20 protein-coding genes are annotated in these 22,255 nt (G+C 64.0%); 8 read left to right on the top strand and 12 right to left on the bottom strand.

Translation table 11 applies throughout. The annotated features are described in order from the left end of the window. Nucleotides 1–39: 39 nt before the first annotated feature. The 4 genes from infB to rimP form a co-directional block, all read right to left on the bottom strand. Complete coding sequence (gene infB / locus LDN85_RS07880; RefSeq protein ID WP_026541541.1) at nt 40–2,916, bottom strand: translation initiation factor IF-2; 2,877 nt, start codon at nt 2,914–2,916, stop codon at nt 40–42. A 152-nt stretch (nt 2,917–3,068) separates the two neighbouring features. Beyond that, nucleotides 3,069–3,410 (bottom strand): YlxR family protein, encoded by a 342-nt coding sequence (locus LDN85_RS07875; RefSeq protein WP_223945063.1) that lies wholly within the window; start codon nt 3,408–3,410, stop codon nt 3,069–3,071. 197 nt (nt 3,411–3,607) lie between these two features. Then, nucleotides 3,608–4,588 carry a transcription termination factor NusA gene (gene nusA / locus LDN85_RS07870; RefSeq protein ID WP_026541539.1) on the bottom strand — a complete coding sequence of 327 codons (981 nt, stop codon included), beginning with the start codon at nt 4,586–4,588 and terminating at the stop codon, nt 3,608–3,610. After that, nucleotides 4,588–5,199: a ribosome maturation factor RimP gene (gene rimP, locus LDN85_RS07865; RefSeq protein ID WP_223945062.1), complete on the bottom strand. Its 612-nt coding sequence runs from the start codon at nt 5,197–5,199 to the stop codon at nt 4,588–4,590. The genes nusA and rimP overlap by 1 nt, the downstream gene beginning before the upstream one ends. A 153-nt stretch (nt 5,200–5,352) precedes the next feature. Between rimP and LDN85_RS07860 the strand changes: the two genes are divergently transcribed. From LDN85_RS07860 to LDN85_RS07845, 4 genes are read left to right on the top strand one after another with little or no spacing between them, the layout of a single operon-like run. Continuing rightward, nucleotides 5,353–6,552, top strand: a complete 1,200-nt coding sequence (locus LDN85_RS07860) for a DUF4439 domain-containing protein (RefSeq protein WP_223945061.1) — start codon at nt 5,353–5,355, stop codon at nt 6,550–6,552. 51 nt (nt 6,553–6,603) lie between these two features. Next, a complete protein-coding gene (locus tag LDN85_RS07855; protein WP_026541537.1) occupies nt 6,604–7,332 on the top strand; it encodes a VIT family protein in 729 nt (242 codons plus the stop codon). 35 nt (nt 7,333–7,367) lie between these two features. Continuing rightward, nucleotides 7,368–8,390, top strand: a complete 1,023-nt coding sequence (locus LDN85_RS07850) for an aminoglycoside phosphotransferase family protein (RefSeq protein WP_026547311.1) — start codon at nt 7,368–7,370, stop codon at nt 8,388–8,390. A 3-nt stretch (nt 8,391–8,393) separates the two neighbouring features. Then, complete coding sequence (locus tag LDN85_RS07845) at nt 8,394–9,170, top strand: aspartate dehydrogenase domain-containing protein (RefSeq protein ID WP_026547310.1); 777 nt, start codon at nt 8,394–8,396, stop codon at nt 9,168–9,170. An 8-nt stretch (nt 9,171–9,178) separates the two neighbouring features. Here the strand turns inward: LDN85_RS07845 and LDN85_RS07840 are convergent, their stop codons facing one another. Further along, nucleotides 9,179–9,976 carry a TSUP family transporter gene (locus tag LDN85_RS07840; RefSeq protein ID WP_026541534.1) on the bottom strand — a complete coding sequence of 266 codons (798 nt, stop codon included), beginning with the start codon at nt 9,974–9,976 and terminating at the stop codon, nt 9,179–9,181. Continuing rightward, the gene (locus LDN85_RS07835) at nt 9,973–11,784 is read right to left on the bottom strand and encodes a proline--tRNA ligase (protein ID WP_223945060.1); all 1,812 of its coding nucleotides are present in this window, start codon (nt 11,782–11,784) and stop codon (nt 9,973–9,975) included. The genes LDN85_RS07840 and LDN85_RS07835 overlap by 4 nt, the downstream gene beginning before the upstream one ends. A gap of 464 nt (nt 11,785–12,248) precedes the next feature. Between LDN85_RS07835 and LDN85_RS07830 the strand changes: the two genes are divergently transcribed. Genes LDN85_RS07830 through LDN85_RS07820 form a run of 3 tightly spaced genes read left to right on the top strand, consistent with a single transcriptional unit; the run spans nt 12,249 to nt 14,382 of the window. Next, a complete protein-coding gene (locus LDN85_RS07830; RefSeq protein WP_026547307.1) occupies nt 12,249–12,998 on the top strand; it encodes an ABC transporter ATP-binding protein in 750 nt (249 codons plus the stop codon). 8 nt (nt 12,999–13,006) lie between these two features. After that, a complete protein-coding gene (locus LDN85_RS07825) occupies nt 13,007–13,750 on the top strand; it encodes an ABC transporter permease (RefSeq protein WP_223945059.1) in 744 nt (247 codons plus the stop codon). After that, the gene (locus LDN85_RS07820; protein ID WP_223945058.1) at nt 13,747–14,382 is read left to right on the top strand and encodes a TetR family transcriptional regulator; all 636 of its coding nucleotides are present in this window, start codon (nt 13,747–13,749) and stop codon (nt 14,380–14,382) included. Before LDN85_RS07825 ends, LDN85_RS07820 begins: the two co-directional genes overlap by 4 nt. A 25-nt stretch (nt 14,383–14,407) precedes the next feature. Here the strand turns inward: LDN85_RS07820 and LDN85_RS07815 are convergent, their stop codons facing one another. From LDN85_RS07815 to dxr, 5 genes are all read right to left on the bottom strand, one after another. Next, nucleotides 14,408–15,286 carry a DUF4081 domain-containing GNAT family N-acetyltransferase gene (locus LDN85_RS07815; protein ID WP_026541529.1) on the bottom strand — a complete coding sequence of 293 codons (879 nt, stop codon included), beginning with the start codon at nt 15,284–15,286 and terminating at the stop codon, nt 14,408–14,410. Then, nucleotides 15,249–16,415, bottom strand: coding sequence for a flavodoxin-dependent (E)-4-hydroxy-3-methylbut-2-enyl-diphosphate synthase (ispG, locus tag LDN85_RS07810; RefSeq protein WP_011774258.1), 1,167 nt, complete (start codon nt 16,413–16,415; stop codon nt 15,249–15,251). The genes LDN85_RS07815 and ispG overlap by 38 nt, the downstream gene beginning before the upstream one ends. Nucleotides 16,416–16,461: 46 nt before the next feature. Beyond that, nucleotides 16,462–16,755, bottom strand: coding sequence for a YciI family protein (locus LDN85_RS07805; protein ID WP_026541528.1), 294 nt, complete (start codon nt 16,753–16,755; stop codon nt 16,462–16,464). 85 nt (nt 16,756–16,840) lie between these two features. Beyond that, entirely contained in the window at nt 16,841–18,172 is a 1,332-nt protein-coding gene (locus tag LDN85_RS07800; protein ID WP_026541527.1) for a site-2 protease family protein, read from the bottom strand. A 30-nt stretch (nt 18,173–18,202) separates the two neighbouring features. Continuing rightward, nucleotides 18,203–19,387 carry a 1-deoxy-D-xylulose-5-phosphate reductoisomerase gene (gene dxr, locus LDN85_RS07795; RefSeq protein ID WP_223945057.1) on the bottom strand — a complete coding sequence of 395 codons (1,185 nt, stop codon included), beginning with the start codon at nt 19,385–19,387 and terminating at the stop codon, nt 18,203–18,205. A gap of 122 nt (nt 19,388–19,509) precedes the next feature. Here dxr and LDN85_RS07790 point away from each other — a divergent pair, with 122 nt between their 5' ends. Then, entirely contained in the window at nt 19,510–20,970 is a 1,461-nt protein-coding gene (locus LDN85_RS07790) for a lipase maturation factor family protein (RefSeq protein ID WP_223945056.1), read from the top strand. Here LDN85_RS07790 and LDN85_RS07785 read toward each other — a convergent pair. Next, nucleotides 20,941–22,080 carry a LacI family DNA-binding transcriptional regulator gene (locus LDN85_RS07785; RefSeq protein ID WP_223945055.1) on the bottom strand — a complete coding sequence of 380 codons (1,140 nt, stop codon included), beginning with the start codon at nt 22,078–22,080 and terminating at the stop codon, nt 20,941–20,943. The two genes, LDN85_RS07790 and LDN85_RS07785, sit on opposite strands and share 30 nt — an antisense overlap. Nucleotides 22,081–22,255 lie beyond the last annotated feature (175 nt).

Raw genomic sequence — 22,255 nt, 5'->3', positions numbered from 1 at the left:
TCCGCCGGGGCTACCCGACGGACCCGCTCCAAACGGAACCTAGACGCGCGGCTTCTCGCGCATTTCGAAGGTCTCGATGATGTCGCCTTCAGTGATGTCGTTGAAGGAGCCAAGACCGATACCACACTCGAAGTCGGTACGGACTTCGGTGGCGTCATCCTTGAAGCGCTTGAGCGTCTCAACGGTGAGGTTGTCACCGATGACCTTGCCGTCGCGGCTGACACGTGCCTTGGTGTTACGGCGGATGATGCCCGTGCGGACGATCGAGCCTGCGATGTTGCCGAACTTGGAAGAACGGAAGACTTCGCGGACCTCGGCAGTACCGAGCTGGACTTCTTCGTATTCCGGCTTGAGCATGCCCTTGAGAGCCATCTCAATGTCATCGATTGCTGCGTAGATGACCGAGTAGAAGCGCATGTCCACGCCTTCACGGTCAGCAAGTTCAGCAACACGCTCGGCCGGCTTGACGTTGAAGCCGATGATGATGGCGTTGTCCACCGTTGCCAGGTTGACGTCGTTCTGCGTAATGGCACCCACACCGCGGTGGATGACACGGAGCTGAACGTCGTCGTCTCCGACGTCGATCTTGAGCAGGGCGTCTTCGAGGGCTTCCACGGCACCGGACACGTCACCCTTGAGGATGAGGTTGAGGGTATCGATCTTGCCTTCGGCAACGGCCTGGTCGAAGTCTTCCAGGCTGATGCGCTTGCGACGCTTGGCCAGTGCGGCGTTGCGGTCGGCAGCTTCACGCTTCTCAGCGATCTGGCGGGCCGTACGCTCGTCCGGGGTCACCAGGAAGGTGTCACCTGCACGCGGCACGTTGGACAGGCCGAGGACCTGGACCGGGCGGGACGGCAGCGCGACATCGAGTGCCTCGCCGTTCTCGTCGAACATGGCGCGGACGCGGCCGTGAGCCGTACCGGCCACGATCGTGTCGCCCACAGCCAGGGTTCCGGACTGGACCAGGACGGTAGCAACAGCACCGCGGCCCTTGTCCAGGTTCGCTTCGATGGCAATGCCTCGAGCGTCCTTGTCCGGGTTGGCGCGCAGATCCAGTGCGGCATCGGCCGTCAGCAGGACAGCGTCGATCAGTTCGTCGATGTTGAGGTTCTGGCGTGCAGAGACCTCAACGAACATGGTGTCGCCACCGTATTCTTCCGGAACCAGTCCGTACTCGGTCAGCTGGCCCTTGACCTTGTCAGGGTTGGCGCCTTCCTTGTCGATCTTGTTCACTGCGACGACGATCGGCACGTTTGCTGCCTGGGCGTGGTTGAGTGCTTCCACCGTCTGCGGCATAACGCCGTCGTCGGCTGCGACAACCAGGATCGCAATATCGGTGACCTTGGCACCACGTGCACGCATGGCCGTGAAGGCCTCGTGACCGGGGGTGTCAATGAAGGTGATGTCGCGGGCCGTGCCCTCGTGGACGTGGCTGATCTGGTAAGCACCGATGTGCTGGGTGATACCACCGTGCTCGCCGGCCACAACGTTCGAGTTGCGGATGGCGTCCAGCAGGCGGGTCTTACCGTGGTCGACGTGGCCCATGACGGTGACAACCGGTGCGCGGGCCTCAAGGACGTCGTCGCCTTCGGCGTCGAGTTCGTCCTGGATGTTGATGTCGAACTGGTCCAGCAGCTCGCGCTCTTCGTCCTCGGGGGAAACAACCTGGAGCTTGTAGCCGAGTTCGGCGCCAAGCAGGCCAAAGGTGTCCTCATCCAAGGACTGGGTAGCCGTCGCCATTTCACCAAGGTGGAACAGCACGGTCACCAGCGAAGCCGGGTTCGCGTCAATCTTCTCGGCGAAGTCCGTGATGGACGAACCACGACGCAGGCGGATGATGGTCTCGCCATCGCCGCGGGGTACTGATACGCCGCCCAGCGACGGAGCACTCATCTGCTCCAGTTCCTGGCGCTTTGCACGCTTCGACTTGCGCTGCTTGCCACGACCGGCGCCGCCCTTGCCGAAGGCACCCTGGGTGCCACCGCGACCGCGGCCACCCTTGCCGAAGCCACCGCCGGCGGGAGCTCCGCCACCGGTACCTGCACCAGGTGCGCCACCGGGACGACCGGGTCCGCCACCGGGACGGCCTGCGCCACCCGGACGGCCTGCGCCACCGGGAGCCGGACGCTCAGTGCGGTTGGGCATCATGCCCGGGGTAGGACGGTTTCCAGCACCGGGACCACCAGCGGGACGCGGTGCGCCCGGACGGGGTGCACCGGGACGCGGTGCACCCGGACGGGGGCCGCCTGTACCTGCTGCGGGACGGGGTCCGCCTGCGCCGGCCGCAGGACGCGGACCACCGGGACGTTCACCGTCGTTGCGGCGTTCGCCGCGGGGCATGCCCTGCGACGGAGCGAAGGGGTTGTTGCCCGGACGCGGCGGACGATCTCCGTCGCCACCACGGCCGCGGGGCATGCCCTGCGAGGTAGCAAACGGGTTGTTGCCCGGACGGGGACCGCCGGGACGCGGAGCCTGGCCACCCTGGCGTGCCGGAGCCGGGGTCTCTGCCTTGGGGGCAGGACGGGCGCCGGGCTTGGCCGAAACCGGAGTGGACGCCGCGGGAGCAGCAGGTGCCGCCGGAGCCGAAGCTGCGGGGGCCGCAGGTGCTGCCGGAGCGGGAGCTGCCGGAGCCGGGGCTGCAGGTGCCGGGGCCGGAGCCTTCGGCGCTGCGGGACCCGGAGCCGGAGCTGCCGGACGGGATGCTGCGGGACGGTTGGCCGCCGGAGCGGCTGCGGGGGCGGCGGCCTTGGCGGCACCGGCACCCGGGTAGGCGTCGCGAAGCTTCTTCACGACGGGGGCCTCGATGGTTGACGAGGCGGAGCGAACGAATTCGCCCAATTCCTGCAGTTTGGTTACTGCATCTTTGGAAGTAATACCGAGCTCTTTGGCGAGCTCATGTACGCGGACCTTGGCCACATTTCTCCTGTCTCGGTCCGCACCGAGCCAGGCACGAACCGTCTACTTCTTACTGCGGGCCTTCGCCGCTTGCGCGATTGAAAGGCCCATTGCAGAGCGCAACAAAGTTGTCATCGTTACGCACTCATCGCTGGGAACTCATCGGGTTTCCATCAGTTTTCTGACCCGCTTTCAGGTTTGGACGGTTTTCCCGTGGTGGCCTGGGCCTCCACAAGTGGCGTGCCGCGCATCAGGTAACGTTCGACGGCGTCCGTTTCGGCAGCGCCCGCAAGGGCCCTTCCGAAAGCACGCCGCTTGATCGCCAATGCCAAGCACTTTTCGCTGGGGTGCAGCCAAGCACCCCTGCCAGCCATCCGGCGTCGTTCATCCACCAGGACAGCGGACGAACCGCTGCCTTGGGCGACGAGCCGGACAAGCTCGGACCGGGAGCCTTGCTTCCGGCATCCGATGCACGTACGAACAGGCCCGTGGCCGTGTTCAAGCAGTTCAGCCACGACGTGTCCAACCTGCCTTACGTTACTGGCGCCCGGCTTGCCCCATTGCTGCACATGCAGCTGGGGCACGCCAAAGCGCGCGGATACCGGAGGTAAGCCCGGTTCCATCTATTCTAGCCCCCAGCCGCCGGTCTCCCGAAACCAAGGGCACCGCAAGCGCGGCGCGGAACCGGCGGCATCAGCCGCCGGCCAGGGCGCTAGTCGACCTTTACCGGAGCGGCGTCGGAGATGATGTCGATGCGCCAGCCGGTCAGCTTTGCCGCGAGCCGGGCGTTCTGGCCTTCCTTGCCGATGGCCAGTGAAAGCTGGTAATCGGGAACCACTACACGGGCCGAGCGGGTTGCCTCGTCAGTGATAGTGACCGAATTCACCCGTGAGGGCGACAACGAGTTGGCAATAAAGGTTGCGGGGTCGTCACTGAAGTCAACGATGTCGATCTTTTCGTCATTCAGTTCAGTCATGACGGCCCGGACCCGCGAACCCATTTCGCCGATGCATGCACCCTTGGCGTTGATGCCGGGCGCATTGGCCTTGACCGCGATCTTTGTACGGTGGCCGGCTTCACGTGCCAGGGCAACGATCTCCACGGAGTGGTCGGCGATTTCCGGAACTTCCATTTCGAACAACTTGCGGACCAGCCCGGGGTGCGAGCGGGAAAGCGTGATGGAAGGACCCTTGGCACCGCGGTGGACATCCACCACGAAGGCACGCAGGCGGCTTCCGTGGAGGTACTTTTCTCCGGGGACCTGCTCGGGCGGGGGCAGCAGTGCCTCCACCGATCCGAGGTTGACCTGGATCATGTGCGGGTTGTTGCCCTGCTGGATCATGCCGGCCACGAGCTCGCCTTCACGTCCCTTGAACTCGCCCAGCACGTTGTCGTCCTCCACGTCGCGAAGACGCTGGAGGATGATCTGGCGTGCCGTGCTGGCCGCGATGCGGCCAAACCCGGCCGGGGTGTCCTCGAACTCGCCGATGGGCTCGCCGTCGTCGTCGATCTCAGTGGCCCAGATGGTCACGTGGCCGCTCTTGCGGTCCAACTCCGCGCGGGCCTTCTCGAAGGCGCCGGGCGTCTTGTGGTACGCCACCAGCAAGGCTTGCTCGATGGTGGGAATCAGGAGATCCAGCGGGATTTCACGCTCACGCTCCAGGAGTCTCAGTGCGCTCATGTCAATATCCATTAGGCCTCCTCAGAAGATCCGTTGTGCTCGTCTTCCAGCGCAGCCTCGTGGAGGTGGCTGAATTCAATCTCGACTTTTCCTTGGCGGATCCTGTCGAAAGGAATAGTGATGGGGTCGCCCTGCTTGGGCTTCATGCCCTTCTTGACTTCATGCTCAGGGATCAGCGTCACGCCGTCGTCCTCTACGGAGGCGATGCGTCCCAGCAGGTTCTCCCCCTGGATCACGTTGACCCGGACCATGCGTCCGCGGGCCCGGTGCCAGTGCCGCGGTTCGGTCAGCGGGCGGCTGACGCCCGGCGAAGAAACCTCGAGGTCATAGGGGCGTCCGTCATCGTGGGGATCGTTGTCCAGGATATCGGACAGTCCGCGCGAGACCTCGGCAATGGCGTCAAGGCTGACACCGCCGGTTTGTTCCTGCGGCAAGTCCACGACGACGTGGACAGTGCGGTGGGAACCGGCAACGTGGATGGAAACATCCTCGAGGTAGAGCCTGCTGGCAAGGACAGCCGGTTCAAGCAGGGCTTTGAGCCTGCTTTCTTCCGGGTTGTGGATGGTGGCCGTTGAGTTCGATTCAGAACGGTGTGTTGAAGTCGTGGCTTCCGAGTCACTCACGTTGCCCGCCGCCTCCCGATAGATGTTGTTGTGACTACTAGCCTAACGATTTTCCCGGGAACATGGTGCACGGACTTCGCCGCCCACGTGACACCATGGTCTGTTGTGAATGGGGAGACAAGCGAAAAACGACGAACACCACCCTGGGGCCGGGTGCTGCTTATTGCCCTGGTGGCGTTGCTCGTGGCAGGGACCGGAATCGTGCTTATTCCGCGTGATTCCGGCACTCCCCCGGTGGTTCCCTTCTCCGAAACGGCCCGGGCCAGAGCTTTGGAGGACACCCTGCGGCTTCGTGAAACCGCGGCCGCGTTGCCTCCACAAGGCGCTCCGGATGCGTCGCGGGCGGCCCTCGCGGACGCTGTGACATTGCTGACAACCCAGGCTCAGGCCCTTCTGGTGGTCCCGGAAGCCACTCCCACCGGACCTCCTGTTTCACCGGAGGCCACAGCCGGTTCCAGCACCCGTGCCGCCTTCATTGCCGAGCTGGGCGCCAGCGGCACGCAGCGCCTGGCCGATGCCCGCGAGTCCGACGGCGGCATCGCGCGGCTTCTCGCCGCCGTCGGATCCGCACAAGTGCTGGAAGCTGAAAAGCTGGCCGGCGCTTGGGAATTGCCGGTCCCCACGCCACCGGCATCGCAAACCCCTGCAGCAACACCGCCTGCAGCAACACCGCCCCCAGCCACACCGCCCGCCGCGTCCTGCCCCTCGGCAAGCCCAACACCGGAGCCGGAGTCCGCTACTACAGATACAGCCCTGGCAGCCACAGTCCGCATGCACCAGGAAGCCGTCTACGCCTACCAGGTGGCCCTGAAACGGCTGGACGCCGCAGCCGCCCGCACCGCCGTCAAAGCCCTTGCAGACCACGAAGTGTTGCTCCAGCAAGTGGAGGCGCTGACCCGCGCCAACTGCGGGGACGTACCAGCCACCGAAGCCGGCTACAGGCTTCCGGGACAATTCACCAAGGACCCCGCCAGCGCGTTGGCAGCGTTGGAAACCTCGGCGCTTCCGGTGCTTGGCGACCTCGTTGCACTCTCCACGGCTGAAACCCGTACATGGGCCGTGGACGGGCTCCTGGCCGCTGCCCGCAGGAGCCTGGGATGGGGCGCGGATGTTCCGGCCTTGCCCGGGCTGGCGCTCGACGCCGGGGACTTGCCGCCGCTGCCCGCGCCCGGTCCGGCGTCGGGTCCGGCTTCCAGCACCAGCACGGCCGGCACCAACACGCCCAGCACCAGCACACCCAGCACCAGCACGCCCGGCACCAGCACACCCAGCACCAGCACACACAGCACCACCACCACGCCCGGCACCAACACGCCCAGCACCAGTAAGGACGTTCCCAGCCGGGCCGGATAGGCGAGCCTATCCATGCTGGCCAACGTCCTCCCCCGGTGCTTGGCTTGGAGCATGGCTTCCACCGACACCGCCACCGTGCACGAGAACGAACCCCACCGGGATGACCTGGCGCACCGGTTGAACTGGTTGCGGGCCGGGGTCCTGGGCGCCAATGACGGGATTGTGTCCGTTGCCGCGATCGTGGTGGGCGTGGCCGGCGCCTCCACCAACACCGGCAACATCCTTGCCGCCGGCGCTGCCGGCCTGGTGGGCGGTGCCATTTCCATGGCTTTGGGTGAATACGTCTCCGTCAGCAGCCAGAGTGATACCCAGAAGGCCCTGATCGAGAAGGAACGCAGGGAACTGGCCGAGCAGCCCGAGGACGAACTCAACGAACTGGCCGCCATCTATGAATCCAAGGGGCTCAGTGCGAAGACAGCACGGACGGTAGCCGAAGAACTGACTGAACACGACGCCCTGGCCGCCCACCTTTCGGCGGAATTGAACATCCACCAGGACGACATCGTGAGTCCATGGAACGCGGCTTTGGCTTCTGCGGTGGCGTTCACGTTGGGAGCCATACTGCCACTGCTGGCCATCCTCCTGCCCCCGCCGGAGTTGCGGGTGCCGCTGACATTTGCGGCCGTCCTGCTGGCGTTGGCGATCACAGGAGTGGTCGGCGCATGGATTGGTGGCGCTCCCCGGTTCCGTGCGGCCTTCAGGGTGGTGCTTGGCGGCGCCCTTGCCCTGGCTGCCACGTTCTCCATTGGAACCCTCTTGGGCGCCAGCGGCGTTTTCTAGGGTCCGCGGCCAGCCCGCAGAGTTAGGCTGATCGCGTGACCCTTCACGCGATCATTCCGATTCCGGGCGACCTCCACGCCCGGTACAACCGCGACTCCGCGGGGCGTGACTGGCTGGCCAGCCTTCCGGGGCTCGTTGCCGGCGCCTTGGACCGGTGGAATCTCTCAGTAGACCTCGCACCCGGCTCCGAACCCTGGAACGGCCATGGGGCCTTGGTAGTTCCGGTCCTTAGGGACGGCGTGCCGCTGGCCCTGAAGATCGCGTTCCCGCATGACGAGGCACAGGTGGAACGCCACGCCCTGGCGCTCTGGGATGGCCACGGCGCAGTGGACCTGGTGGCAGCAGATGCGTCCAGTTGCTCCCTGCTCCTTGAACGGCTGGACGCCTCCGGCTGGCTCCAGGACGTCCCCATGGACCACGCGCGGGACGCCTGGAGCGCGGTCATGAGACAACTCTCCATCCAACCCGACGAACGCCTTGAATGGCGGGCCTTTGACCATGTGGCCGCAACAGCCGAGCGGTGGAGCGATGAGCTGCCGGCGGAATGGGAACGCCTGGACCGTCCCTTCCCACGATGGCTCCTTGAAGCTGCCTTGGAAGTGTGCCAGACCCGCGGCGCCGTGGGTCGCCGCTCCGGCACGGATGTACTGGTCCACACTGATCTTCACTTCATGAATATCCTTGCTGTCCCCGCGGAAAACCGGGCATCGCGCGGCGATTACCTGGCCATAGATCCGCAGCCACAGATCGGCGAGGCCGAGTTCGCCGTCGCACCGGTTCTGTGGAACCGGATCCAGGACCTTCCCCGCACCGCCCCGGAAGCGGCTTTGAGGGAGCGCTGCCACGACTTCAGCGTCGCTGCCGGGTTGGATCCGGAGGCCGCCCGGCAGTGGAGTGTTGCCCGGGAGGTGGAGAACGCCCTCGGATATGCGTCCAGCCCGCGCCACTTCGGAGACCTTGCCCGTTCCCTGTGGGTCGCAAGTACTCTCACCGGCAAAACCCTCGGCGACCTCCCCAAGCCCCATGATCTCCCTGATCCCGGCGCCTCCGCGGACTAGGCCATGGCACTTGGAGTTGCACTGATCGGATCCGGGGCCATCGGCTCGCGCATCGCGGAACTGCTCGACGCCGGGACCGCCCCTGGCGTCAGCCTCACCGGAGTGGTTCCCCACGGCGATGCAGGTACCGGCTTCAGTTTCGCCGACGCCTTGGAGTCCGCTGATGTGGTGGTCGAATGCGCAGGCGTCGCCGCAGTTGCCGAGTTCGGGCCACGCACCATCAGGGCCGGCAAAGACCTGCTGGTAACTTCGATCGGTGCATTATGCGAACCCGTGCTGCGTACCACCCTGCTGGAGGGAGGTCCCGGCCGGACTTTCCTCACCACCGGCGCCCTGGGCGGACTGGACGCCATCACGGCCGCCCGCGCAGGAGGAACCATCCACCGCATCACCTTGGAATCGCGGAAACTTCCCGCAGCCTTGGTGCAGCCTTGGATGGACGGCGGGACCAAGGAACGGCTCCTTGGAACTACCGGCCCGTTGGAGCTTCTGCGGGGCGGGCCGGCCGAGCTGATCAAGGCGTTCCCCAAATCCACCAATGTGGTCTCCGCGCTCGCCCTGGCAGCAGGCAGCTGGGACGTGGTGGAGGCGGTCCTTATTGCGGATCCTGCCGCACACCGGACCGCCCACCATGTGGTTGCCGAAACCAGCCTGGGTACGTTTGATATCTGTGTCACCAACGAGGCATCCCCCGGCAACCCGGCGTCGAGCGCTTTGGTTCCCCACGCCGTCGTCCGCGGTTTGAAGTCGCTGGCCAACGCCAGCGGAACATTTATCTGACGCGGGAATCAGGCGGCGAAGTTCTCATTCCAGACGTCCATGCCGAGCTTGATGATCAACGCCGCCACGACAATCAGGAACACAACGCGCACAAAACCGCTGCCCCGGGCTACGGCGGTGCGGGCGCCAAGATAGCCACCTGCCATGTTGGCAAGGCCCAGGACAAGCCCCACGCCCCATAGCAAAGAGCCGTGGGGAAGAAAGAAGATCAGCGCGCCGGCGTTGGTGGCCATATTGACGATCTTGGCCTTGGCGCTGGCTTCGAGGAAGGCGTAGCCCATGGCCGAAACCAGGGCGATCACCAGGAAAGAGCCGGTGCCGGGGCCAATGAGGCCGTCGTAGAAGCCAATTACGGCACCGATGAGGCAGGCTACGACGTAGTGCTTATGGCCGTCGTGCCTGAGGGCAGTCAGCTCACCGGCACTGGGTCGCAATGCTGTGAAAACGGCGACGGCGATCAATGCCACCACGATGATGGGCTTGAACACGCTGGCCGGCAGCGATGCAGCCAGGATGGCTCCGCCGAAGCTTCCCGCCAACGCGATGACCGCCATGGGCACAGCCGTCTTGAGGTCCGGTCCCACACGCCGGTAGTACGTCACGGCGCTGGTAGTGGTGCCGAAAATCGACCCCATCTTATTGGTGGCCAAAGCCTGAACCGGCGTGATGCCTGGAACCAGCAGCAGGGCGGGGAGCTGGATCAGTCCCCCGCCCCCTACCACGGCATCCACCCAGCCGGCGGCGAATCCAGCCACCACAATCAGGATGAGAGTGGTGAGCTGGATTGATTCGAAGCCGGAAATCACCGGTTTCGTACGGCGTTGACCACGTAATCCACGGCCTTGTCCACCGCGATGTTCTCCGCTTCGCCGCTGCGGCGGTCCTTGACTTCCACAACGCCGTCCACCAGTCCCCGGCCAACGGCCAGGATGGTGGGCACGCCAACGAGTTCGGCGTCGCCGAACTTCACGCCGGGAGAGACCTTGGGGCGGTCATCGAAAATGACGTCCAGGCCGGCCGCTTCGAGCTCGGCGGAGAGCTTTTCAGCGGCGTCGAAGATCTCATCGCCACGGCCCACGGCCACCACATGGACGTCTGCCGGAGCCACGGAGCGCGGCCACACCAGACCCCGGTCGTCGTGGTTTGCTTCAGCCAAGGCGGCCACGGCACGGGTGACACCGACGCCGTAGGAACCCATGGTGACTACCTGCTGCTTGCCGTTCTGGTCCAGCACCTTCAAGTCCAGCGCGGCGGCATACTTGCGGCCAAGCTGGAAGATGTGGCCCATTTCGATGCCGCGGGCGGTCTCCAGCGGACCGGATCCGTCCGGGGCGGGGTCACCGGCACGGACTTCGGTACTCTCGATGACGCCGTCCCAGGTGAAGTCGCGTCCGGCGACAAGCCCGAAGACGTGCTTGCCATCAGCGTTGGCACCGGTGATCCAGCTGGTACCGGAAACCACGCGGGGGTCCACCAGGAACAACACCTTCGAGGTACCTTCCAGGCCAAGGACGGGCTCGTCCAGCGACAGTCCGGGGCCGATGTAGCCCTTGACCAGCCACGGCAGCTTCTTGAGGTCCTCTTCGTTGGCAGCCTCGAGGCCGATTTCACCGGCAACGGGCAGGTGGGAGCCAATGTTGGCTTCCACGCGCTTGAGGTCCACCCCGCGGTCGCCGGGAACGCCGATCACTACGATCTGGCGCTCACCCGTGGGAAGCGTCACGGCAAGGACAACGTTCTTAAGCGTGTCGGCGGCAGTCCAGGCGCCGGCGTCGGACCCGCTGCGGGGAGCCAACTGGTTGGCAGCCTCCACCAAGGTATCGATGGTCGGCGTGTTCGGAGTGTCCATTACTTCGGCGGCCGGAGCGTTGCTGAAGTCGATCTCCTCGGGAACCACGGTGGTCACGGCCTCGACGTTGGCGTAGTAACCACCGGCAGAGCGCACGAACGTGTCCTCGCCGATCTCGGTGGGGAACAGGAACTCTTCGCTCTTGGATCCACCCATGGCGCCTGCGGTGGCGGCTACGGGGATGACTTCCAGGCCGAGGCGGGCGAAGATCTTCAGGTACGCGCCGCGGTGGGCGGCGTAGCTTGCATCCAGGCCGGCGTCGTCGATGTCGAACGAGTAGGAGTCCTTCATGATGAACTCGCGGCCGCGGAGGAGTCCTGCCCGCGGGCGGGCTTCATCGCGGTACTTGTTCTGGATCTGGTAGAGGCTCAGCGGCAGATCCTTGTACGAGGAGTAAAGGTCCTTCACCAGGAGGGTGAACATTTCCTCGTGCGTCGGGGCCAGGAGGTAATCAGCGCCCTTGCGGTCCTGGAGACGGAAAAGGCCTTCGCCGTACTCGGTCCAGCGGTTGGTGGCTTCGTAGGGCTCACGGGGCAGCAGGGCCGGGAAGTGGACCTCCTGGGCACCAATGGCGGCCATTTCCTGGCGGATGATCTCTTCGACCTTCCGCAGGACGCTCAGTCCCAGCGGCAGCCACGTGTAAATGCCGGGAGCCGCGCGGCGGATGTAGCCGGCACGGACCAGGAGCTTGTGGCTGGCGACCTCGGCGTCAACGGGATCTTCACGCAGGGTGCGCAGGAATAACTGGGAAAGGCGAAGGACCACGGGTACGTATCCGTTTCTATGGCAGATGTGGCAAAAACAACTGTCTACTAATCTACCGTCTGCCCTCACACAGAAGAGCCACGCCCTCGCATGTGGAAGCCCCTGGCCGCGACGGGCTGGTCATCCTGCGATGGCGTGGCTCAACGGCCGGCCGGCCGCAGACTCTGTCCTGGGACTAGATCGCCGTTCCCTCCAGCGGAACGGGATCAACTGCGGCTGGGAAGCATGGGTCACTGCCGAGCTCACGGGCGGCTTGGGCGCCAAGGACGCCCGTCAAGGTCATGTTCATGAGTCCCCCTCTGCCACCCGCACCCCAACGACACGGCTTGGGTAGAACCTATGTGATCGCGGACACATTTTCAAGGATGCGGCCATCCGGTCGAGCCACCATTGACCGGCCCGGGGCAGCGGATTTACGGTTAATTCATCAGTTGGTGAATTTCTGGAGCCTACGGGAGGCCCGCATGCCGCCGCTTACGACAGCCATCACTGCCAGTGGCCTCCACGTCTCGCGTGGGCGGACCGCCATTCTCCACGGCCTCGACTTCTCGGTCGATTCCGGACGGATCACGGGCCTGCTCGGCCCTTCCGGCAGCGGCAAAACCACCCTGATGCGGGCCATCGTCGGTGTGCAAAAGACGACGCGCGGTACCCTGTCGGTCCTCGGGCTGCCTGCCGGCAGTCCCGCGCTCAGGCACGACGTCGGATACGTCACCCAGGGTGCCAGCGTCTATGCGGACCTGAGCGTCGAAGCCAATGTCCGGTACTTCGGTGCCATGCACAACGCAACAGCGGCGGATGCTGCCGGGGCGATTGCCGCCGTCGGACTCACATCCCTGGCGCGGCGCAAGGCCGCGGACCTCTCGGGCGGGCAGTTCAGCCGCGTATCCCTTGCCTGCGCACTGGTGGCACATCCCCGGCTGTTGATCCTGGACGAGCCCACGGTGGGCCTTGATCCCGTATTGCGGGCCGAACTTTGGGAGCGCTTCGCGGGAATGGCGGCCTCCGGTACAACGTTGGTCGTCTCCAGCCATGTCATGGAAGAAGCCTCACATTGCTCCTCACTGCTCCTGCTGCGCGAGGGCTTGCTCCTGGCCCAACTCACTCCCGCTGAACTGGCTGAACGCGGCCACAACAGCGATCTGGAACGGGCATTCCTGACCATCATCAAAGCCGCTGACCGCGGCCAGGAAGAAAGTCCGGTGGCCTCATGAACCCCCGCATGACCTTTGCCACGGCCGCCCGCGTCCTTGGACAGCTGCGGCACGATCACCGCAGCGTCGGCCTCATCCTCGTGGTCCCCGCGCTGTTGCTCGCAGCCGTCTACTTCCTCTTCGAAAACGAAAACCTGCCACCGGGGTTTCCACGCACCTTCGACCGCGTGGGGCTGATGATGCTCGCCATCTTTCCGTTCGTGGTGATGTTCCTGGTCACCTCCATCACCATGCTCCGCGAACGGACCTCCGGAACGTTGGAGAGGCTGCTGACCACTCCCATCCACAAGGCCGACCTCCTGTTCGGCTATGCGATTGCCTTTTCCATCATGGCCGCGCTGCAGTCCGTAGTGGCAACGGCTGTGGCTTACTGGATCTTCAACCTCGACATCAAGGGGAGTCCGGGATTCGTGGTGTTGATCGCCGTCATCAACGCCGTGCTCGGCGTAGCCCTTGGCCTGCTGTGTTCGGCCTTTGCCCGCACCGAGTTCCAAGCAGTGCAGTTCATGCCCGTAGTAGTGGTCCCGCAGATCCTGCTCTGCGGCTTGTTCGTAGCCCGTGAGGACATGAACCAGGTCCTGGAACGGATCTCAGGGGTCCTGCCGCTGACGTTTTCCGTAGACGCGCTAAAGGAAATTGCCGGTAACACCGAAGCGACTGCGGCGATGTGGCAAGACGCCGCGGTGATGGGCGGGATCGTGGTGGGTGTCCTCGTCCTGGCCTCGTTGACGTTGCGCAGGCAGACCCGATGAACCTGCCCCAAGCACGGCGGGGGCGCCGAAGTGCCGGCGACCACTCGAGGGAGGGCATCCTTGCTGCGGCGCGGAAGTTGTTCGCCGAGCAAGGATTCGATGGGACCAGCCTCCGTCAGGTGGCCCGTGAAGCATCGGTTGACCCGGCCATGGTGCACCACTTTTTCGGCGGTAAGGACGAGCTTTTTGCCGCCTGCGTAGAATTTCCCGCCGACCCGGCCGAGGTGCTGGCCGACGTCGAAACCATGGACCCTGCGGCGAGGGCCGAGGCAATTGCCAGGGCGGTGCTCCGGCTGTGGGAAAGCCCCGCGCAGCACGGATTGGTCGCTTTCGTCCGTGGAACCATCGGCTCGACGTCGAAGACCGCATTGCTGCGCGGAATGGTGGAGCGGACAATATTGTCGCGCATCATGGCCGGCATGCCGGGACCGTCCGCGGAATTGCGGCTGCGGGGGAATCTGGTGGCCACGCAGGTTGTGGGGCTCATGCTGGTCCGTTACGTAATACGGCTCGAACCCTTGGCCTCCGCCGATCCCGAGGACGTGGTGCGCTTGGTGGCACCCACCCTCCAGCGCTACCTCACCGGTCCCTTGGACTCCCCCACAAGGCTATGCGGAGGTGGGGACGGCTGATGTGAGTGGGCAGGGGGTGGACGCCTCAGAAAAGGACAGTGGCGAAAGTGCCCACTTGCTCGAAGCCCACCCGCTCATAGGTGGCGCGGGCCTTGGCGTTGTAGTCGTTGACGTACAGGCTCGTCACGGGGGCAAAAGTCTTGGAAAGATTCACGACGGCGGCCATGTAACCGGCGCTCTGGCCGTGTCCACGTAATTCGGGATTCATCCACACACCCTGTACCTGCGTGACATCGGCTGTGACGGCGCCGAGTTCAGCTTTGAAGACCACAGTTCCGTGAGCATCAATGTGCACCAGGGAATGCCCTTGGCGGATCAATCCGGCAACCCGCCTGCTGTAGAACTCCTGGCCACCGAGGAAGGGAGAATAGCCAACTTCTTCCTCGAACATCGCGGCGCACGCCGGCAGGATACGGTCGAAGTCCTCCATGGTGCCAAATGCCAGGTCCGGATTGGCGCCGATCATGGGCCGTCCCGACATGGTCAGGAGCGGCTGGCATGCACGGATCTCGTGGGCAGAGTGGCCCAATTGTTCGAAACGTGAATAAAGCGCGAGCACGGTGTCTGCGGGGCCGAAAATGGAAGCGTACCGGCGACCGGTTTGGTGGGCAGCGGTCGCTGCATAACCTGCCAGGGCGGGATCCAACTGGACGGGAACCAGGTTGGCTCCGGCCCAGCAGGCGCCCAAGAGCGTTTGGTCGTCAAACACACCAAAAATACTGGCACCCCCACTGGTGGGCGCAGCCGTTCCCGTGCTGTCCAAATGGGCAAGGATGAACACGTTGGCTACTACGTCTTCGCTTGCCAGCGCGCGAAGAGCCAGGGTGTCGGCATTGCCGAGCACCCTGACTCCCAAGCCGTTCTCGTTACGAGACGCTAACCACGGGGCTACCCTTGACAGCATCTTCGCCATCGGCCTCCCCCATCTCTTCGGCGATGCGCATGGCCTCTTCGATCAGTGTCTCAACAATTTCGCTCTCAGGCACAGTCTTAATGACTTCACCCTTCACGAAAATCTGGCCCTTGCCGTTTCCGGAGGCCACACCGAGGTCTGCTTCACGGGCCTCACCGGGCCCATTGACGACACAGCCCATGACGGCCACGCGGAGCGGAATCTCCATGCCTTCCAGTCCGGCCGTCACCTGTTCCGCCAGCGTGTACACATCAACCTGCGCACGGCCACAGGACGGGCAGGAGACAATTTCCAGCTTGCGGGGGCGGAGGTTGAGCGACTGCAGGATCTGGTTGCCCACCTTGATCTCCTCCACCGGCGGCGCCGACAGGGAAACACGAATAGTGTCACCGATCCCCCGGGACAGGAGGGCACCGAAAGCCGTTGCGGACTTAATGGTTCCCTGGAACGCCGGCCCGGCCTCGGTCACGCCGAGGTGCAAGGGCCAGTCGCCCTTCTCAGCGAGCATTTCGTAGGCAGCCACCATGATGACGGGGTCATTGTGCTTGACGGAGATCTTGAAGTCGTGGAAACCGTGCTCTTCGAACAAGGAAGCTTCCCAGACAGCGGACTCCACCAGCGCTTCCGGCGTTGCCTTGCCGTACTTCTTCATGATGCCCGGCTCCAGGGAGCCGGCGTTGACGCCAATACGGATGGAGGTGCCGTGGTCCCGGGCTGCTGCCGCAATTTCCTTGACCTGGTCATCGAACTTGCGGATGTTGCCCGGGTTCACCCGAACAGCAGCACATCCGGCCTCAATGGCGGCAAAGACGTACTTCGGCTGGAAGTGGATGTCCGCGATCACGGGGATCTGGGACTTCCGGGCGATGATGGGCAGCGCCTCAGCATCATCCGCCGAAGGGCACGCCACGCGCACAATATCGCACCCTGATGCCGTCAGTTCGGCAATCTGCTGAAGGGTGGCATTGATGTCCGTGGTGGGCGTGGTGGTCATGGACTGAACACTGATGGGTGAGTCAGAACCAACTCCGACGGACCCAACCTTGATCTGCCGTGTCTTACGACGTGGGGCAAGGACGGGGGGTGGGGCTGCTGGCATTCCCAGGCTGACCGAGGTCACGTGGACTCCTTGGGTTGGGGTGGATCGTAATGGTGGTAGCGGCCTGTCAGGACGCGTGGGCAGCCAGGACGCCGATGATGGGGGACCACTCGGTGCTGCGGATGCCGGCAATCACGCCTGCTTCGGCAAACGGATCCTGCTTGAGGAGATCGTTGAGGCCGGCCTCGTCCACTGACTTGAAGATCAGGAGGGCGCCGGCGCCGTCACCGTAGGGGCCACTGGCCAGCAACGTGCCTTCCTCGGCCAGTTCAGCGAGCCAGGCGCGGTGCGCGGGGCGGGCTTCGTCGCGCAGTGCGCCTGAATCGGCAACATATACGTACTCAACAGCGAAAACAGTCATGGTGCTAGCCTATCCCGCCTGCTCTGCAGGAATTGTTCACAGCCCTGCCGATAATGTTCACAGCCCCCTCGAAAATGCTCACAGCCTAGCCAAAGATATTCACGGGCTTCACGATGTCCGCGTAGATCAGCAGCGCGCCCATGGCCATCAGCAGAGCGGCTACGACGTAGGTCAACGGCAACAGTTTCGCGATGTCGAATGAGCCTGGATCCGGCTTGCCCCTCAACCTGGCGACCTGGCGCCGTGCACCTTCATACAACGCCCCGGCTACATGGCCGCCGTCAAGGGGAAGCAACGGGATGAGGTTGAAGATGGCCAACGCGAAGTTGAGCCCAGCAAGCAACCCGACCAAGGTACCAATGCGTGCCTGCATCGGAACTTGCTCCATGGCCGCAACTTCCCCTGCCACGCGGCCAACGCCTACCACGCTGATGGGTCCGTTGGGGTCCCTGGGCTCCTCACTGAAGGCAGCCTTTGCTACCCCGACAACCCGGGCCGGCAGGTTGAAGATCACACCGGAAATTTGTTTGATGTTCTCCCCCGCCATGGGAAGAACGGCCGACGCCGGTTGCGGCACCAGGGCGCTTTGGGCTCCGATGCCGAGGAAGCCGACTTCCTGGTACTGCAAAACTCCATTGGCGTCCTGCGCCTGGCGACCGTCAGGTCCAACGACCGGACGGGAGGAAAGCACCGGGGTCACGGTGGTCTGGACGGGTGAGCCGTTGCGTTGGACGGTGATGGCCACCTCCCTGCCCGCCGAGGCACGGATCCAGCCGGTCAGCTCATCCCAACTGGTGACGGTTTTTCCGTCAAAGGAAGTGATGGTGTCGTTCGGTTGAAGTCCCGCAGCTGCGGCCGGTGTGGGTTTGCAGTCCGCAGAGTCCGGGTCAACCGTTTCGCCCGCCGCGACCTGGCATTTGGAAACATCGGCAATGGTGGTGGTTGCTTGGGCTGTCCCGAAGCCCATGAGCAGCACGGCCAGCAGGATCAAGCCGATGATCATGTTCATGGCGGGGCCACCAAGCATGACGATGACCTTTTTCCACACCGGAAGCTTGTAGAAAACCCGGTTTTCGTCCGCCGGACCAACTTCCTCGTGCGCCATGGAACGCGCTTCGGTGGCCAGTGTCTGGAACATTCCCGTGCTTGAAGGACGGACGGCGCCGTCCACCTTGTTTGGCGGGTACATGCCGATCATGGAGACATATCCGCCCAGCGGAAGCGCTTTGAAGCCGTATTCCGTCTCCCCTTTTTTCCTGGACCACAGGGTGGGGCCGAAGCCGATCATGTACTTGGTGACGCGCACTTTGAAGAGCTTCGCCGGTACGAGGTGGCCTACCTCGTGGAGCGCAATGGAAACGGCGACGCCTATGGCGACGAAGACGACTCCGAGAATGAAGAGAAGAACGGGACTCATGCCGGTGGGACTGCTTCCATAAGGGTTGGGCTACTGGGCGCTGTTGGCTAAACGATCAAGGGTACGGGCGCGTGCCCAGTCCTCAGCATCCAGCACGGACTGAACTGTCAGCTCGGAGGAGCCTGAATGTTCACTGAGAACGGACTCCACGGTATCCACGATGTCCGTGAAACGGATGCGGCCGGCATGGAAAGCCTGGACTGCTTCCTCATTGGCTGCGTTGAACACTGCGGGGAACGTGCTCCCCTGTTTGGCTGCATCCTTGGCCAGGTCCACTGCAGGGAAAGCCACGGTGTCCAGTGGCTCGAAAGTCCAACTGGTGGCCTTGGTCCAGTCGCAGGCTTGTGCAGCCCGCGGAACCCGGTCCGGCCATCCGAGCCCCAAGGCGATAGGCAGGCGCATGTCCGGTGGTGATGCCTGGGCGATGATGGAACCATCGACAAACTGGACCATGGAGTGGACCACCGACTGGGGATGGACCACGACGTCGATCCTGTCCAGGGGAACATCGAACAACAGGTGTGCCTCGATGACTTCCAGCCCTTTGTTCACCAGGCTGGCCGAGTTCGTTGTGACCATAAGGCCCATGTCCCAGGTGGGGTGGGCCAGCGCTTCCTGGGGCGTGACGTGGTGCAACTGATCGCGCGTTCGGCCACGGAAGGGACCGCCCGAGGCCGTCAGGATCAGCTTCTCGACTTCCTGGGCAGTCCCGGACCGAAGGCACTGGGCGATGGCGGAATGCTCCGAGTCAACCGGAACGATTTGGCCAGGGCCTGCAGCAGCTTTGACCAGGGCGCCGCCCACGATCAGTGACTCCTTGTTGGCGAGGGCCAAGGTGGCGCCGGTTCCCAACGCGGCCAACGTGGGTGCCAGGCCAATGGACCCCGTAATGCCGTTGAGCACAACATCGCAGTCGATGGCTGCAATCTGTGTGGAGGCGTCGGGGCCGACGAAGACCTCCGGCTCAAAGTTCCTTATCCCGGCAACGGCGGCCGCCTCTTCAATCAGCCGGCGCAGCACCTGTGGATCGCCGTGGGCAATGCCTACAGCCTGTGCCCGGGTATGGACAGCCTGCCGGGCAATGAGTTCCGGGTTTCCCCCACCTGCGCTCAGGGCCACCACTTCAAAGCGGTGCGGGGCAGCATCGACGACATCGATCGCCTGCGTGCCGATGGAACCTGTGGACCCGAGGATGACGATCTTGCGCGGCTGCATTGTTCAAGTATCCCAGCCCACCACGGAGCCCGCGACCGCGGGCTGGCCCATGTGGAGAAGCCGGGCCTATGTGGAGAAACGGTACTTCTTGACCATCATTCTTCCGCGCGTACCGTGGAACCGTGGAGTGGTTGTCCTGGTTGGATGCTTGGGACTACGAATTTGCCCGGCAGGTATTGCAGCGCGGCACCGCTGCGCTGTACCTGGTTGCCTTCCTCTCCACGGTGAACCAGTTCCCGGCCCTCCTCGGCGAGCGCGGCCTGTTGCCCGTTCCGGCTTTCCTGGACCTGGCACGCAAGCTGGGCAGGCCCACGCTCTTCCGCTGGCGCTATTCGGATGCGCTTTTGAGAACAGTCTGTTGGACAGGGATAGGGGTGGCAGCCCTGCTGGTTGCAGGGCTGCCGCAAACCGGCCCTCCGTGGCTGCCGATGCTGGCTTTCCTGACGTTGTGGTTCCTGTACATGTCAATCGTCAACGTCGGCCAGACGTTCTACGGCTTTGGCTGGGAGATTCTGCTGCTTGAGGCCGGCTTCACCGTGGCTTTCCTCGGTTCGGACCGTACGCCCCCACCAACCACCATCCTGGTCCTCATCGTGTGGCTGGTCTTCCGGCTTGAGTTCGGGGCCGGGATGATCAAGATCCGCGGGGGCAGGGAGTGGCGGGACATGACCGCCATATTCTATCACCACGAGACCCAGCCGATGCCGGGTCCGCTCAGCAGGCAGGCGCACCTGCTCCCGCGGCCGCTGCACAAAGTGGAAGTGGTGGGCAACCATTTCGCGCAGCTGGTGGTGCCGTTCTTCCTCTTCGCGCCACAGCCACTGGCAAGCATTGCCGCAGGAATTGTCATCATCACGCAACTGTGGTTGGTGGGCACCGGAAACTTCGCGTGGCTGAACTGGGTGGCGATTGTCCTGGCTTTTGCTGCCGTCAGCGACCCCGTGGTCCACGCCGTCTTTCCGTTCATCCCACGTGACTGGCACCAGGGCGCCGATACGCCCCTGTGGTGGTTCGCCGTCGTCGTGTCTGTGACTGTCCTGTTGTTGGTATGCAGCTACCGTCCGCTCCTGAATCTGTTCTCCAGTCGGCAGATGATGAATGCCAGTTTCAACCGCTGGCGCCTGGTCAATGCCTACGGCGCTTTCGGGACAGTGACGAAACAGCGCATTGAGATCGTGGTTGAGGGCACCATGGATGACGACCCCCTGGCCCCGGATGAGCGGTGGTCCGAGTATGGCTTCAAGGGCAAGCCCGGCGATGTCCGCCGACTACCCCGGCAATGGGCGCCGTACCATCTGCGCCTGGATTGGCTCATGTGGTTCCTGCCATTGCGGACCGTTCACGAGGACTGGTTTTACGCCTTCCTGGACAGGCTCCTGGAGGCGGACAAGCCGACGCTTGGGCTGCTTCGCCAGGACCCGTTCGACGGCGAACGCCCCCGTTGGGTGCGGGCGCGCAGCTACCTCTACCGTTTTGCCAGCCGGGCGGAGTTCCGCGCGACGGGCGAGCGTTGGGTAAGGGTGTTCCTGTACGACGCTGTTCCGCCGGTGCAGTCAGGCCCGGGACGCCGGCTTCGGCGCTGAGGCTGATTCCTGTGCCGGCGCTGAGGCTGATTCCCGTGCCGGCGCTGAGCCTGCCTCCCTTGCCGGCGCTGAGGCTGAATCCCTTGGCGGGGCCGTGGACTCACGAACCACCAAGTGTGTTGCAAGTTCGACGCGCCGCGAGTCGATGTCTTCACCTTGCATTTGGCGAAGGATGAAGTTCAGCGCCGATCGCCCTATTTCCTGGAGGGGCTGGCTCACCGAGGTCAGCGGCGGCGTGGACTCCTCGGCTTGGTAGGTTCCATCGAACCCGACCAGGCTCATGTCCTCGGGGATCCGGATCCCTTGCCTGCGTGCCTCGGCCAGGACACCCATGGCAATGCTGTCGCTGCCGGCAAAGACGGCCGTGGGCGGATCTTCCAGTGCCACCAGTGCCTTGAAGGCTGCCGCTCCATTCTCGGGCCGGAACTGGCCTGCAGAAACATATTCATGCTCCACGGTGATGCCTTCTGCCATGAGTGCGGCCATATAGCCGTGGAGCCGGGCCTGGCTGCATTCGGCCGTGGCAGGACCGCCGATGTAGGCGATGCGTCGATGCCCCAGCTCCAGGAGGTGGGTGGCGGCGACCTTTCCACCTGCCCAGTTGCTGGCGCCCACGCTGAACAGGTCAGCGGGAGGGGGATTCAGCGGGTCGATGACCACAATGGGGATTTGGCGCCTCTGGAAAGCTTCCAGGTGGGCTGTTCCGAATGCCGAGGTGACCACGATCATGCCGCTGCGGCCTTCGTCGACCATCCGCTGCGCGCGTTCTTCCGGACCCAGCGGCGGTGCTGCCTGCAGCCCGGTCACGGAAAGGATCACTTCCATGTCCGAAACGTTGGCCTGCTCCATGATCCCTTTGAGGACTTCCATGTTGTAGGCCGAGTTCAGGGAGTCAAACACCGCTTCGACGGTCCTCTGGACGGGATTGGCTTTGCGCTGGAGCGGGGATTTATATCCGGTCCGTTGCAGGGCGGCCAAGACCCGGGCACGGGTCCCCTGTGCCACGTCTTCACGCCCATTGACCACTTTGGACACGGTGGGCACGGAGACGCCCACCTCTTGCGCCACGGCGGAAAGGGTCAGTTTGGAGGGTCGTTCGTTGAGGCTCACGGCTACCGCTTTCGAAAAGTTTCGGTTGATGACAGTCTGCATTGATGGCGGGGTTCTCGTCAACAGGACAGCAACCAGAACGAATTCGTTCCATAGAAGGCCTTGACGGTGATGCGGGTCACGGCTAAGTTTGGTGGGCACTTCCGAAAGGACTTACGAAACATTTCGAAAAGTT

It is taken from the genome of Arthrobacter sp. StoSoilB20, assembly GCF_019977295.1.
Taxonomy (GTDB): domain Bacteria; phylum Actinomycetota; class Actinomycetes; order Actinomycetales; family Micrococcaceae; genus Arthrobacter; species Arthrobacter nicotinovorans_A.
Note: the sequence above shows the minus strand (reverse complement) of the source record. Positions and strands in the feature narration are given on the sequence as shown.

Bases quoted from the DNA above. Each gene is read 5' to 3' on its own strand.
- LDN85_RS07805 (WP_026541528.1), bottom strand. From the start codon at position 16,755: ATGACTGTTTTCGCTGTTGAGTACGTATATGTTGCCGATTCAGGCGCA.
- LDN85_RS07825 (WP_223945059.1), top strand. From the start codon at position 13,007: ATGACCTTTGCCACGGCCGCCCGCGTCCTTGGACAGCTGCGGCACGAT.
- LDN85_RS07820 (WP_223945058.1), top strand. From the start codon at position 13,747: ATGAACCTGCCCCAAGCACGGCGGGGGCGCCGAAGTGCCGGCGACCAC.
- LDN85_RS07815 (WP_026541529.1), bottom strand. From the start codon at position 15,286: ATGCTGTCAAGGGTAGCCCCGTGGTTAGCGTCTCGTAACGAGAACGGC.
- LDN85_RS07855 (WP_026541537.1), top strand. From the start codon at position 6,604: ATGGCTTCCACCGACACCGCCACCGTGCACGAGAACGAACCCCACCGG.
- LDN85_RS07800 (WP_026541527.1), bottom strand. From the start codon at position 18,172: ATGAGTCCCGTTCTTCTCTTCATTCTCGGAGTCGTCTTCGTCGCCATA.
- dxr (WP_223945057.1), bottom strand. From the start codon at position 19,387: ATGCAGCCGCGCAAGATCGTCATCCTCGGGTCCACAGGTTCCATCGGC.
- LDN85_RS07845 (WP_026547310.1), top strand. From the start codon at position 8,394: ATGGCACTTGGAGTTGCACTGATCGGATCCGGGGCCATCGGCTCGCGC.
- LDN85_RS07830 (WP_026547307.1), top strand. From the start codon at position 12,249: ATGCCGCCGCTTACGACAGCCATCACTGCCAGTGGCCTCCACGTCTCG.
- nusA (WP_026541539.1), bottom strand. From the start codon at position 4,588: ATGGATATTGACATGAGCGCACTGAGACTCCTGGAGCGTGAGCGTGAA.